General features: G+C 69.9%; 11 protein-coding genes. 6 read left to right on the forward strand and 5 right to left on the reverse strand.

Going from position 1 to position 13,752, the window contains the following annotated elements; genetic code table 11:
• Positions 1-16: 16 nt before the first annotated feature.
• Both RIC31_RS07915 and RIC31_RS07920 read right to left on the reverse strand, forming a co-directional pair.
• Positions 17-1,267 carry a Zn-dependent hydrolase gene (locus RIC31_RS07915; RefSeq protein ID WP_350104910.1) on the reverse strand — a complete coding sequence of 417 codons (1,251 nt, stop codon included), beginning with the start codon at positions 1,265-1,267 and terminating at the stop codon, positions 17-19.
• A 174-nt stretch (positions 1,268-1,441) separates the two neighbouring features.
• Positions 1,442-2,365 (reverse strand): phosphotransferase family protein, encoded by a 924-nt coding sequence (locus tag RIC31_RS07920; RefSeq protein ID WP_350104912.1) that lies wholly within the window; start codon positions 2,363-2,365, stop codon positions 1,442-1,444.
• A 219-nt stretch (positions 2,366-2,584) separates the two neighbouring features.
• On the opposite strand from RIC31_RS07920, the gene RIC31_RS07925 reads away from it, so the two are divergent.
• Positions 2,585-3,376: a phytanoyl-CoA dioxygenase family protein gene (locus tag RIC31_RS07925; RefSeq protein ID WP_350104914.1), complete on the forward strand. Its 792-nt coding sequence runs from the start codon at positions 2,585-2,587 to the stop codon at positions 3,374-3,376.
• 28 nt (positions 3,377-3,404) lie between these two features.
• Here the strand turns inward: RIC31_RS07925 and RIC31_RS07930 are convergent, their stop codons facing one another.
• The 3 genes from RIC31_RS07930 to RIC31_RS07940 all read right to left on the reverse strand — a co-directional run bounded on the left by RIC31_RS07930 (position 3,405) and on the right by RIC31_RS07940 (position 7,162).
• Positions 3,405-4,349 carry a DMT family transporter gene (locus RIC31_RS07930; RefSeq protein ID WP_350104916.1) on the reverse strand — a complete coding sequence of 315 codons (945 nt, stop codon included), beginning with the start codon at positions 4,347-4,349 and terminating at the stop codon, positions 3,405-3,407.
• A gap of 153 nt (positions 4,350-4,502) precedes the next feature.
• Entirely contained in the window at positions 4,503-5,810 is a 1,308-nt protein-coding gene (gene preA / locus RIC31_RS07935; protein WP_350104918.1) for an NAD-dependent dihydropyrimidine dehydrogenase subunit PreA, read from the reverse strand.
• Positions 5,811-5,821: 11 nt separating this feature from the next.
• A complete protein-coding gene (locus tag RIC31_RS07940) occupies positions 5,822-7,162 on the reverse strand; it encodes an NAD(P)-dependent oxidoreductase (RefSeq protein ID WP_350104920.1) in 1,341 nt (446 codons plus the stop codon).
• A 158-nt stretch (positions 7,163-7,320) separates the two neighbouring features.
• Here RIC31_RS07940 and RIC31_RS07945 point away from each other — a divergent pair, with 158 nt between their 5' ends.
• The 5 genes from RIC31_RS07945 to RIC31_RS07965 all read left to right on the forward strand — a co-directional run bounded on the left by RIC31_RS07945 (position 7,321) and on the right by RIC31_RS07965 (position 13,746).
• Positions 7,321-8,856, forward strand: a complete 1,536-nt coding sequence (locus tag RIC31_RS07945; RefSeq protein ID WP_350104922.1) for an acyl-CoA synthetase — start codon at positions 7,321-7,323, stop codon at positions 8,854-8,856.
• Between the two features lie 148 nt (positions 8,857-9,004).
• On the forward strand, positions 9,005-9,973 hold the full coding sequence (locus tag RIC31_RS07950; RefSeq protein ID WP_350104925.1) for a LysR family transcriptional regulator: 969 nt from the start codon (positions 9,005-9,007) through the stop codon (positions 9,971-9,973).
• 314 nt (positions 9,974-10,287) lie between these two features.
• Entirely contained in the window at positions 10,288-11,838 is a 1,551-nt protein-coding gene (locus RIC31_RS07955) for an ABC transporter substrate-binding protein (protein ID WP_350104927.1), read from the forward strand.
• 63 nt (positions 11,839-11,901) lie between these two features.
• Positions 11,902-12,819, forward strand: coding sequence for an ABC transporter permease (locus RIC31_RS07960; RefSeq protein ID WP_350104930.1), 918 nt, complete (start codon positions 11,902-11,904; stop codon positions 12,817-12,819).
• A gap of 21 nt (positions 12,820-12,840) precedes the next feature.
• Positions 12,841-13,746, forward strand: a complete 906-nt coding sequence (locus RIC31_RS07965; protein WP_350104932.1) for an ABC transporter permease — start codon at positions 12,841-12,843, stop codon at positions 13,744-13,746.
• Positions 13,747-13,752: the final 6 nt, after the last annotated feature.

Below are 13,752 nucleotides of genomic sequence, written 5' to 3' on the forward strand. Positions count from 1 at the left end.
TCACGCCCCTGCGGCCCTAAGAAACGATCCCGGCGGTCTCGACCACGGCGTGGAACAGCACGTCGGTCCCCGCCTTCGCCCATTCCGGCGAGATCTCCTCGGCCTCGTTGTGCGACAGCCCGTCGACGCACGGGCACATGATCATCGCGGTCGGCGCCACCCGGTTGATCCAGCAGGCGTCGTGGCCGGCGCCGGAGATGAGGTTCCGGTGCGAGTAGCCGAGCCGCTCGGCGGCGGCCCGGACCGTGCCGACGCAGGTCTCGTCGAAGGTGACCGGGTCGAAATGCCCGACCTGCTCGATCTCGATGCCGAGGCCGATCTCGTCGGCGATCTTCTTCGCACCCTCGCGCAGCCGCGCGTCCATGTCGTCCAGGATCGCCTTGTCCGGCGACCGGAAGTCGACGGTGAACACCGTGCGGCCCGGGATGATGTTGCGGGAGTTCGGGTAGACCTCGACATGGCCGATGGCGCCGACCGCCTTGGGCTGGTGGCTCCAGGCGATCTCGTCGACCAGCTCGGTGACCCGGGCCATGCCGAGGCCGGCGTTCACCCGCATCGGCATCGGGGTCGAGCCGGTGTGGCTCTCCTTGCCGGTCAGGGTGACCTGGATCCACTTAAGGCCCTGGCCGTGGGTGACCACGCCGATGTCCTTGCCCTCGGCCTCCAGGATCGGGCCCTGCTCGATGTGCAGCTCGAAGAAGGCGTGCATCCTGCGGGCGCCGACCTCCTCGTCGCCGACCCAGCCGATGCGCTCCAGCTCACCGCCCAGAGTCTTGCCGGCGGCGTCCTTGATGGCATAGGCCCAGTCCAGCGCGTGGACCCCGGCGAACACGCCGGACGCGACCATCGGCGGCGCGAAGCGGGTGCCCTCCTCGTTGGTCCAGTTGACCACCACGATCGGGTGCTTCGTGCGGATCCCCAGGTCGTTCAGGGTGCGGACCACCTCGAGGCCGCCCAGCACGCCGAGCACGCCGTCGTATTTGCCGCCGGTCGGCTGGGTGTCCAGGTGGCTGCCGACATAGACCGGCAGGGCGTCCGGGTCGGTGCCCTCGCGCCGGAAGAACATGGTGCCCATCCGGTCGACCCCCATGGTCATGCCGGCATCCTCGCACCAGCGCTGGAACAGCGCCCGGCCTTCGGCGTCGAAGTCGGTCAGGGTCTGGCGGTTGTTGCCGCCAGCGATGCCGGGGCCGATCTTCGCCATCTCCATCAGCGAGTCCCAGAGGCGCTCGCCGTTGATTCTCATGTTCGCGGCGGGTGCTGTCATGTCCCCTGCTCCCGGTTCTGCTGCTCGGTGGCGGCGGGTCGTGACGTCGCCCGCGCAGTCCACGCTATCCCCCTGTCGGCCACCCGTCCAACGCCGCCGTCCAGCGCCGCGCGCCGCCGCACCGCAGCCCGGAACCTGACCGATTGGACAACCTTAGCCGGGCGCCGGACCCGGTCAAGCCGAAGCTTGCCGCTCCAGCGCCGCCGGCAGCTCCGCCAGCAGGACCCGCGCCCGCTCGGTGGCACCGGCCGCCCGCTCCGGGTCGGGGGCGCCGAGGCGGAACACCAGGGCGAACATCAGCGCGGCGTCGAGGTGATAGAGAATGCGGGCGGCGGGCGGCACCCGGGCCGCCCAGTCGCGGTCGCCATAGCCGTCCAGCACCGCGTCGGTCAGGGTGCCGGCCTCGTGCATGCGCGCCAGCTCGAAGGCCGGATCGGCGATTGCGGCATTCGACCAGTCCAGGACCGCCCGGATCGCCCCGCCGCGACAGCGCAGGTTGGCCGCCCGGAAGTCCATGTGCAGCAGGCGGCCCGGCCGGACGGGCAGCGCCGCCCGCAGCCGCCCGGCGTCGAGCCGGGACCGGTCGGCCGCCAGGGCCTCGCCGGCCAGCCGCTCGACCCGATCGAGCCGGTCCGGGATGCGCGCCGCCAGCGCGGTCCGGAAATCGCCCGACGGCCCGTGCACGACCGGCACGAGTTCGGGCGGCGGCGCCGCGTGCAGCCGGCTCAGCAGGGCGCCGAGCCCGGCCGGATCCGGCGGCCGGTCGTCGCCTTCCACATAGGCCGAGACCAGCAGGTCCTGATCGTCGGTCTCGTGCAGGGCAAGCGGCCGGGCGACCGGCAGCCCGGCGGCGGCGGCCCAGGCGGCCAGGACCCGCTCCTGGCGCAGCAGCGCCCGGCAGTCGACCCCGGCGCCGTAGCTGCCGCCCGGGAAGCGCCGCCACGGCGCCTTGACCGCCACCGCTCCGTAAGGTTCCAGCTCGGTCAGGAACACCACCGCCTCGAGACCGTGCCCGACCGGCCGGAGCGCGCCGTGCCAGGCCGGGTGGCGGTCGGCGAAGACCCGGGCGACCCTGTGCGCCACCTGCTCTGCGGTCATCCTGGCGATCCAATCCGTTGCGGCGCCATCCGGGACACGGGCCGGGCATCCGCAGACGGGTGCGACAATAGCATCCCGGCAGCGATCGCGCGCGGCCGACCGGGGCCGCGTCCTGCCCTGGCCCGGCCCGGCCCGGCCCGGCGACGGCCGATTGCCGGTCCGCCCCGGCGATGCTAGCGTCCGCGGCGACTCGACGGGCCGGAGCGACGCGGAGCCATCATGTCCATCAGCACCGCGACCGAGGGGATCCGCTTCGCCGTTCCGCCGGCCTTTCAGATCCACAGACAGGTTCTGGCGAAGGACGGGGTCGCGGGCATCCGGGACTACGTGACCAGGGTACTGGGCAACCGCCCGCCACCGGCCGAGGGCGAGGCCGATCGCAACTGGTCGGTCCAGTTCCGCACCCTGATGGTGCAGGGACATCTGAAGAATCCGGGAGAGCTGGTCGGCGTGCTGCGGCAGTCAGAGGTTCCGGCGCTGTGCCGGGAGATCCTGGGGCCCGGGCTCGTGTACTCGATCGACAAGTCGCTGCTGCGGGACTTCAACCCGCGTCTCCGCTCGGCGCCGGCGACCATGCATTTCGACGCCCATGTGTTCGGGCCGCACATCCCGATCGTCACCGTCTGGGTGCCGTTGAACCCGGTCGGCGTCGACGCGCCGGGGCTGGCGATCGCGACCCGCCCGCACTGGCCGCTGGACTACTGGAACGAGTTGGCAGGCCGTGTCGACGACGCCGGCCTCCTGTACCGGCGAATCGATCCCGGCCGGGCCGGAATTCCGCAGGACGAGATCTACGCGCTGGCCCGGGCCGAGGACGAGTGGCCGCTGGTCGAACCGGTCCTGGACGTCGGCGACGTCATGATCTTCGACCACCAGTACATCCACGGCACGCAGCCCGGCATCGCGAATCCCGGCCGACGGATGTCGATGGAGGTGCGGGTGATGCCCTATGCGATGGCCCAGCGGCTGCTGGCGGCCGGCCTGCCGCAGATGTTCGCCAGCCTGGATTAGCCCTGGACGGCCCGGCCGCGGCGTCGCCTCAGCCTTCGCGCATCGCCACCAGCCAGACCAGCGCCGCCACCGTGGCGGCGACCCCCGGCAGCACCGGGGCGGCGATCCAGCCATGGCCGAGCAGCCCCTCCTCGACCGCGACCAGGCTCGGGATGAGGTAGCCGTAGGCCATGACCTTGGCGGACGGCAGCCGCAGGGTGGCGTAGCGCAGCAGGAACAGGGTGACCGCCGAGGTGCCGAGCGCCAGGTACAGCAGCGCGGTCCACACCACCGGCGGCAGCGCCGGCCAGTCGGTCGCCGCCAGGGCCGGCGCGGCATAGACCGCGGTGACCGCGCCGGCGGCGCACAGGGTCCAGAAGGTGAAGGCCAGCCCGCTCTCGCCGCGCGCGAAGCGCCGGACCAGCGGGATGTACAGGGCATGGCACAGGCAGCCGACCAGGAACAGCGCCTCGCCGGCCCCCAGGTCGAACGCCAGCAGACGGTCGAGATCGGCCCGGAAGATCACCCACAGCGCACCGGCCGCCGCCAGCAGCAGCGCCGCCAGCACCGTGGCGGTCACCCGCTGCCCGACGACCAGCCGGGCCAGCCCGGCGGTCATCAGCGGCGTCATGGTGAAGACCGCGGCGATGCTGACCGGGTCGGCCAGCCGCAGCCCCTCGAACATCAGCACGAAATACGTCGCCAGCAGGCCGCCGACCACCGGATAGCGCCAGGGCGACGCCAGGTCGGCGCGGCGCAGCGCCCCCATCGCCACCGCCGCCGCCCCGATGACCGCGGCGGCGATGACGAAGCGCATGGCGGTCAGGGCGGCCGGGTCGATGAACGGCGCCGCCATGCCGCCCAGGCTGAACGACCCGCTGATCAGGGTCGCGAACACCAGCATGGCGGCGTGGCCGCGCATCGCGTCGCGGCGGACCGGGGCAGCCTGCCCGGGCATGGGAGCGGCGGGTGGGTTCCGGAGCCGGGCGCTCACGCGCCCCCTCCGGAATGACGGAGGCGAGGAGAATACGGGCGGCTCATCGGCCAATCTCTTTTCGTCGTCCCGGAGGGGCGGCGCCCGCCGCCGGCCCCGGGATCCACGAACGCCGCCAGCCCCACCGGGTATAGCGGGCCATCGGCCGCACCGCTACTCCGCCGCAGCCGAGGCCGGGTTGTTCGGGTGGGTCGTCCAGTTGGCGTAGTCCGGCGACACCGGCCGGCCGGTCCGCCGGTCGATCGCGCCGGCCGCCAACGGCACCATGGTGATGCAGCCCTCGACCGGGCAGACATTGACGCAGAGATTGCAGCCGACGCACTCCTCGTCGATCACCTCGAAGCGCCGCACCCCGTCGACCGTGCTGGTGATCGCCTGGTGCGAGGTGTCCTCGCAGGCGATGTGGCAGCGCCCGCACTTGATGCAGGCGTCCTGGTCGATCTGCGCCTTGGTGACGTAGTTCAGGTTCAGATACTGCCAGTCGGTGACGTTCGGCACCGCCCGGCCGGTGAAGGCGGCGAGGTCGGCGTGGCCCTTCTCGTCCATCCAGTTCTCGAGGCCGGCGATCATCTCCTGGACGATCTTGAAGCCGTAGGTCATGGCGGCGGTGCAGACCTGCACGTTGCCGGCGCCCAGCGCCATGAACTCGGCGGCGTCGCGCCAGGTGGTGATGCCGCCGATGCCGGAGATCGGCAGCCCCCGGGTCTCGACGTCGCGGGCGATGTCGGCCACCATGTTCAGGGCGATCGGCTTGACCGCCGGCCCGCAGTAGCCGCCGTGGCTGCCCTTGCCGTCGATCGAGGGCTCGGGGGAGAAGCTGTCCAGATCGACCGAGGTGATCGAGCTGACGGTGTTGATCAGCGACACCGCGTCGGCCCCGCCCTTGTGGGCGGCCCGCGCCGGGTAGCGGATGTCGGTGATGTTCGGGGTCAGCTTGACGATCACCGGCATGCGCGACGACGCCTTCACCCAGCGCGTCACCATCTCGATGTATTCCGGCACCTGGCCGACCGCCGAGCCCATGCCGCGCTCCGACATGCCGTGCGGGCAGCCGAAGTTCAGCTCGACCCCGTCGGCACCGGTATCCTCGACCTGCTTCATGATGTCGGCCCAGCAGGCCTCCTCGCAGGGCACCATCAGCGACACCACGACCGCCCGGTCCGGCCAGTCGCGCTTGACCGCCTTGATCTCGTCCAGGTTCACCTGCAGCGGCCGGTCGGTGATCAGCTCGATGTTGTTGAGCCCGAGCAGCCGGCGGTCGGCGCCCCAGACCGCGCCGTAGCGCGGGCCGTTGACGTTGACGATGTGCGGGTCGAGGCCGAGGGTCTTCCACACCACGCCGCCCCAGCCGGCCCTGAAGGCGCGCACCACGTTGTATTCCTTGTCGGTCGGCGGCGCCGAGGCCAGCCAGAACGGGTTCGGCGACCTGATCCCGACGAAGCTGCTGCGAATGTCGGCCATGTCCGTCTCCCTCAGCTCAACGCCGCATGGATGCTCTCGGCGGCGTCGCGGCCCATGGCGACGGCCGAGACCGTGAGGTCGTCACCGCCGGCCACGCAGTCGCCGCCGGCCCAGACCTTCGGCGCCGAGGTGCGGCCCTCGGCGTCGACCCTGATACGCCCGTTCTCCAGTTCGACCGCACCGGCCAGCGGGTCGGCGACGAAGCTCTGGCCGATCGCCCGGAACACCTGGTCGGCGGCCAGGGTCAGAGTCTCGCCGGTGCCGGCCAGCCGGCCGCCCTGCACGGCGGTGTATTCCAGCGTGATGCCGGTCACCTTGCCGGACTGGGTCTGCACCCGCTTCGGCCGCAGCCAGTGCCGGATGGCGACACCGCGCGAGGCCGCCAGGTCCTGCTCCCACTCCGACGCGTTCATGCTCTCCTTGCCGCGGCGGTAGCAGATGGTCACCTCCTCGGCGCCCAGCAGCTTGGCCTGCACCGCCACGTCGATCGCCGTCATGCCGCCGCCGATCACCACCACCCGGCGGCCGACCGGCAGGGCCGCGAGGTCGCCGGCCTGGCGCAGCTCGGCGATCCAGTCGACCGCGTCGGTCACGCCGTCGGCGTCGCCGCCCTCGACCCCGAGCGCGTTTACCCCGGCCAGGCCCATGCCCAGGAACACCGCGTCGCAGCCGCCGCACAGCTCGGTGAGCGTGACGTCGCGGCCGAGCGCCTTGCCGTACTCGATGTCGATGCCGCCGATCGCGGTGACGTAGTCGACCTCGGCCTGGGCGAAGCCGTCGACGGTCTTGTAGGCGGCGATGCCGTATTCGTTCAGGCCGCCGGCCTTGGGCCGGGCGTCGTAGACGGTGACCGCGTGGCCGTGCACCGCCAGCCGGTGGGCGCAGGCCAGGCCGGCCGGCCCGGCGCCGACCACCGCCACCCGCTTCCCGGTCGCCGCGGCGCGCCCGTAGAACTGCTTGCCGGCGGCCATCGCCGCGTCGGTCGCGAAGCGCTGCAGCCGGCCGATCTCCACCGGCTTGCCCTCGGCGGTCTCGCGCACGCAGGCCTGCTCGCACAGGGTCTCGGTCGGGCAGACCCGGGCGCACATGCCGCCCAGGATGTTCTGGTCGAAGATCGTCCTGGCCGAGCCGATCTCATTGCCGGTGGCGATCTGCCGGATGAACAGCGGGATGTCGATGCCGGTCGGGCAGGCGGTGACGCAGGGCGCGTCGTAGCAGAAATAGCAGCGGTCGGCCGCCACCAGCGCCTCGTGCCGGTCGAGCGGCGGGTGCAGGTCGGCGAAGTTGCTCGCGTATTCCTCGGGCGCCAGCCGTCCGGCCGCCACCCCCGCCTCCAGACGTCGCTCGGACATCCGACCCTCCTGCCGTTGCGTGGCCACCCGCCATTCTGGCACCGAAGTTGATCGTTTGGTCAATTTCATTGTTCGGCGGCGCGCTTGCGAAAAGCCGTTTCAAAGTGTCAGATTCACGCCAATGGCCGCCGCAGACGGCCGCGGGAGGAGCAGGGGCCGTGATCAGCCTTTCAGCCGACATCGTCAGCGGCGACCGCCGGGTTCCGGCCGCCGCCACCGCGGCGCGCGCCCAGCGCATCGCCGGCGGGCTGCAGGCGCTCGGCGTCGGCCCGGGGGACTGCGTCGCGATCCTGATGCGCAACGACCCGGATTTCCTGGCGGCGACCTATGGCACCATGCTGCTGGGCGCCTACGCGGTGCCGGTCAACTGGCACTTCAGGCCCGAGGAGATTGCCTATGTGCTGCGCGACTGCGGCGCCCGGGCGGTGTTCGCCCACGCCGACCTGCTGGCCACGCTCGGGGCCGCGATCCCGCCGGGGCCGGCGGTCGTTTCGGTGCCGGTCCCGCCGGAGGTCGGCGAGGCCTACGGGATCGCGGACGATCTGCCGGAGCTTCCCGGCGCCGTTGCTCTCGAGGCCTGGCTGGCCGGCTGCGCACCGTATGACGGCCCGGCCCTGCCGCCGCCGCAGAGCATGATCTACACCTCCGGCACCACCGGCTATCCGAAGGGCGTGCGCCGCCGGGCCCCGACCGCCTACGAGGCCGAGACGACCGGCCGGCTGCGCGCCCTGGTGTACGGGCTGAAGCCCGGCATCCGCGCCGTCCTGCCGGGCCCGCTGTACCACTCCGCCCCGAACAGCTACGGGGTCGCGGCCGGCCGCCTGGGCGCGCTGGTGGCGATGATGCCGCGGTTCGACCCGGAGGGCTTCCTGGCACTGGTCGAGGCGCACCGGATCGACACCGCCTTCATGGTGCCGACCATGCTGATCCGGCTGCTGAAGCTGCCAGAGGAGGTCCGGCGGCGCTACGACGTGTCGTCGATCCGCCATGTCTGCCACGCCGCCGCGCCCTGCCCGGCCGAGGTGAAGCGGGCGATGATCGAGTGGTGGGGGCCGGTGATCCACGAGTTCTACGGCGGCACCGAGACCGGGCCGGTGACCTACTGCACCAGCGAGCAGGCACTGGCCAGGCCCGGGACCGTCGGCCGCGCCTCGCCCGGCTGCAGCCTTCGCTTCCTGGACGACGACGACCGCGAGGTGCCGGACGGCCAGCCCGGCGAGATCTACTCGCGGATCGACGGCTATCCGGACTTCACCTACCAGAACGACCCGGACAAGCGCCGCGCGGTCGAGCGCGACGGGTTCCTGACCTGCGGCGACATCGGCTGGCGCGACCCGGACGGCTACGTGTTCCTGTGCGACCGCAAGCGCGACATGGTGATCTCCGGCGGCGTCAACATCTACCCGGCCGAGATCGAGGCGGTGCTGCACGGCCTGCCCGGGGTGCAGGACTGCGCGGTGTTCGGCATCCCCGACCCGGAGTTCGGCGAGGCCCTGATGGCGGTGGTCGAGCCGCAGCCGGGCGCGGTGCTGGAACCGGAAGCGCTGCGGGCGGCGATGCTGCCGCAGCTCGCCGGCTACAAGGTGCCGAGGCATTTCGAGATCCGCACCGGCCTGCCGCGCGAGGACAGCGGCAAGATCTTCAAGCGCCGCCTGCGCGACCCGTACTGGGAAGCCGAAGGGCGGCGGATCTGAGCCGCAGAACGAGGCAAATCCCGATCGACCGCGGGCCACCCTTCGACCTGACTGGATTTCCGCTGCCGAGGGAGGCAATCGGTCTCTCGCTTGAATAGATCTCACCGCGCCCTACGCTGACGCTTTGGCAGGCGGTGGAAGCTCGGGCGTGAGCAACGAACAGCTGAAGGGTTATCCGGACGGCTTGAACACCCGGTTCTTCCGCGACGTGTTGAAGATCCGTCACCTGCGGATTCTCGCAGCTCTGGACCAGCTGGGCCAGATCACCAAGGTCGCCAGGGCGTTCAACGTCACGCAGCCGGCAGTCTCCAAGCAGATAGCCGATCTGGAGCGTGAACTCGGCAGCGCGATCATCCTCCGCCAGGGCAATACCGTCGGCTTCACCCCGGTCGGGGCCCTGCTCGTGCGTCACGCCAAGGACGTGCTGAACCGCATGCAGCGCACCGAGTTCGATATCGAAGCGCTGCGCAAGGGCCTCAGCGGACATGTCAGGATCGGCGTCGCGGCGAGCCTGATGCCGACCATCCTGCCGGAAGCGATACGGCTGATGGTGCAGGCCGCGCCATCGGCTGTCGTGACGGTCTCCGAAGGGCATTTCTACCAGATGCTGCCGACGCTGTTGGGCGGCGAGATCGACATGATGCTGACGCGGGTGTGGAGGCCGGCCCCCCTCGATGGCGTGGAGCAGCTGTCGCTCGGTGTCGACCCGCTGCTCGTCGTGGCCGGCTCCGGCCATCCCCTGGTGCGGCAGAACACCATCACCTGGGAGGCGGCGCTGGAATGGCCGTGGCTGCGGACCACAGCCGGATCGGTGGCCAGCGACGCGATGGACGCGTTCCTTGCCGAGCGCGGCCTCCGGCGGCTCGCCGGCCAGGTCGAGGCGGCATCGATCCTCCTGAGCCTCAGCCTGATGCGCACCATGCCCTATCTGGCGCTGTTTCCCGAAGGCTTGGCCCGCTATCACTCGTCACGCGGCGAGCTGTCGATCCTGCCGCTGCACCTGGACGGCATCCTGTCGGAAGCCAGGTGCTTTTGGCTGTCGAACGAGGCGGACGAAACCGTCACCCTGTTCAGGGCCTGCCTGGTCCAGGCGGCCAGGGATCTGTTCAAAGGCTAGACGTTCGCGTTTGAGCATTACTTAAAGGTTATGGCAGCGGAGGGAAATGTAATTTGTTGCAGAATTGGTCGGCTGATAGCGTCTGCGGGGGATGGAAGGTTGCCCTGCCACGCTTGCGCGGCAGGTATGAAATGAGGCATTGATCGACCGGGGCGCACAGAACAGTGCGGATATGACCGTGGTCCGGAAACGACGGCAGGCGCCGCACTTCCGACGATCGAGCGGCTCACGGGGTGCGCTCGGGTCAGGAAAGGCGACAAGAATCCGCCGGATCTCAGGTGGGTGAAACAAGAAGATCAGGGAGTTACTTCAAGATGGACAGCATCAAAAATCGGCGTGGGGGCTGGATGGGTCTGGCGTTGTCGGCAGCTATAGGCGCCGCCGGCGTCACGATGCTGGCCTCCGGCGACGCTCATGCCAGCAAGGCCAACGACACCCTGAACATCGCCTGGGAGCGCGAACAACCGACGCTGGACTACTACTTCCAGAATTCGCGCGAAGGCATCATCATCAACCGCCACGTCTGGGACTGCCTGCTGTGGCTCGACCCGGCGAGCGGCGAGTTCAAGGGACTGCTGGCGAAGAGCTACAAGGTCGTCGACGACAAGACCTTCGAGTTCGAGATCCGCGAAGGCGTCAAGTTCCACGACGGCACCACGCTGACCGTCGACGACGTGGTCGGCACCATCGCCTTCCTGACCAAGGAAGGCACCGGCATCCTGCAGAACCAGCCGGTCGCCTGGATCGACCGCGCCGAGGCCACCGGGCCGAACACGGTGCGGATCTACGCCAAGGACACCACGCCGCTGGCGCTGCTGTACCTGTCCGCCGACATCCCGATCTATCCGATGGCTTACTACAACAAGGTCGGCGCCGAGGGCATGGGCGTGAAGCCGATCGGCACCGGGCCCTACAAGGTGACCACCGTCGAGCCCGGCAAGCGGATCGTGTTCGAGAAGAACGCGGACTATTTCAAGGACAGCCCGAAGGGCCAGCCGAAGATCGGCAAGATCGTCCAGCGGACCATCCCGGACGTGAACACCCAGATCGTCGAGCTCGCCTCGGGCAACCTGGACTGGATCTTCAAGGTGCCGGCCGACCAGGCCGAGAAGCTGGAGACCCTGCCGAACCTGGTGGTCAAGCCGGCGTCGACCATGCGGATCGGCTACATGACCTTCGACGCCGCCGGCCGGTCGGGTGAGAACCCGTTCCAGAAGCTCGAGGTCCGGCAGGCGGTGGCCCATGCCATCGACCGCCCGGCGATCGCCGACAACATCGTGCGCGGCGGCTCCACGGTCGTGCATTCGGCCTGCTATCCGGAGCAGTTCGGCTGCACCCAGGACGTCACCAAATACGACTACGATCCGAAGAAGGCCAAGGAACTGCTGGCCAAGGCCGGCTATCCGGACGGCTTCAAGACCGAGATCTACGCCTATCGCGACCGCAACTTCCTGGAGCCGATCATCGGCTACCTGTCGGCGATCGGGATCAAGACCGACCTGCGTTTCGGTAAATACGCCGCCACCCGCGACGCGATCCGCAGCAGCAAGGTGCCGTTCGCCTTCATGACCTGGGGCTCGGGCTCGGTGCCGGACGTCGACGCCATCACCGCCGTGTTCTTCGGCGGCGGGCCGGACGACACCTCGATGGACGCCGAGGTGCAGAAGTGGCTGGCCGAAGGGGCGGGCACGATGGACAGCGCGGTCCGCAAGGCGGCCTACGCCAAGGCGCTCGGCAAGATCGCCGACCAGGCCTACTGGGTGCCGCTGTTCACCTATCCGACCAACTACGCCATGACCAAGGACCTGAACTGGACGCCGACCGCGGACGAGATCCCGCGCTTCTTCACGGCCTCCTGGCAGTAAGACGCAGACCCGCGGTCACCGTCCATCCGGGCGGTGGCCGCCCTCTTTTCAAGGCGGACCCGGATGCTCGTCTACACAGCGAAGCGGATCGTGCTGGCCATCCTGGTGGCGCTGACGATCTCCATGCTGGTGTTCAGCCTGCTCTATCTGAGCGGCGATCCCGCCACCGCCCTGGCCGGCGAGAGCGCCACCGACGCCGACATCGAGAAGCTGCGCCGCGACTACGGCTTCGACCGGCCGGTCTGGGTGCAGTACCTGTCCTGGCTGGGCAACGCCGCGCGCGGCGAGTTCGGCACCTCGCTGTATTTCCGCCTGCCGGTATCGGAGCTGATCCTCGAGCGGCTGCCGACCACCATGACCCTCGGGGTCAGCGCGATGTCGTTCGCGGTGCTGCTGTCGATCCCGCTCGGCGTGCTGGCGGCGATGTATCCGAACAGCCTGATCGACCGCAGCGCGCTGTTCCTGGCGGTGGTCGGGCAGGCCATGCCGAGTTTCTGGTTCGCGCTGATGCTGATCGTGCTGTTCGCCTTCACCTGGCCGGTGCTGCCGGCCTCGGGCTCGGACAGCTGGGCGCATTTCGTGCTGCCGACCGTGGTGCTCGGCTACTACGCCACGCCCGCCTTCATGCGGCTGACCCGCACCGGCATGCTCGACGTGCTGTCCTCCGACTACATCCGGACCGCCCGGGCCAAGGGGCTGCGCCCGGCCTCGGTGCTGTTCAAGCACGCGCTGCGCAACGCCATCATCCCGGTGGTCAGCCTGGCCGCCGTGCAGTTCGGCTTCATGCTCGGCGGTTCGGTGATCATCGAGACGGTGTTCGCCCTGCACGGCGCCGGCTTCCTGGCCTGGGAGTCGATCTCGCGCTCCGACTTCCCGACCGTGCAGGCGATCCTGCTGCTGTTCTCGCTGCTCTACATCGTGCTGACCTTCGTGGCCGACCTGCTGAACGCATGGCTCGACCCGCGCATCAGGGTGGGCTGAGAGCCTGGGAGTGGATCTGAGATGAGCGTCGTCAGCAGCGGGCTGCCCTCGGCCCAGGAGATAGTCGGCCCGACGCCGGGCCAGCGTCTGCGCCGGCGGATCTTCGGGCATCGCGGCATCGTCCTGGGTGGCGTGATCCTCGGCATCATCGTGCTGATGGCGGTGCTGGCGCCGCTGCTGGCACCCTACGACCCCTACGAGCAGATCCTGACCGCCCGCATCAAGCCGCCGGTCTGGTATCCCGGCGGCACCTGGGAACATGTCCTGGGTACCGACCAGGTCGGCCGCGACTACCTCAGCCGGCTGATCTACGGCGCCCAGATCTCGCTGATGATCGGCCTGTTCGCGGCCGTGCTGTCCGGCATCATCGGCACCGCGATGGGCGTGGCGGCGGGGTATTTCGGCGGCCGCGTCGACCTGGTGGTGACGTTCCTGATCACCTGCCGGCTGTCGCTGCCGGTGATCCTGGTCAGCCTGGCGGTGGTGGCGGTGATCGGCGGCTCGCTGGAGGTGGTGATCCTGGTGCTCGGCCTGCTGCTGTGGGACCGCTATGCCGTGGTGATGCGGGCCAGCACCCTGCAGGTCCGGTCGCTCGACTTCGTGGCGGCGGCCCAGACCACCGGCTGCTCGACCTGGCACATCCTGGTCAGCGAGATCCTGCCGAACGTCATGAACCAGCTGATCGTGGTGGCCACCCTGGAGTTCGCCCACGCGGTGCTGCTGGAGGCCGCGCTAAGCTTCCTCGGCCTCGGCGTGCAGCCGCCGCTGCCGTCCTGGGGCCTGATGATCGCCGAGGGACGCAACTACATCCTGTTCGACGCCTGGCTGATCGCTATCCCCGGCCTCGCGCTGTTCACCCTGCTGCTGGCGGTGAACCTGCTGGGCGACGGGGTCAGAGACGTCACCGCTCCCGAGAATCGAGGCTAGGCCTGC

Source organism: Thalassobaculum sp. (assembly GCF_040219615.1).
Classification (GTDB): Bacteria; Pseudomonadota; Alphaproteobacteria; order Thalassobaculales; family Thalassobaculaceae; genus Thalassobaculum_A.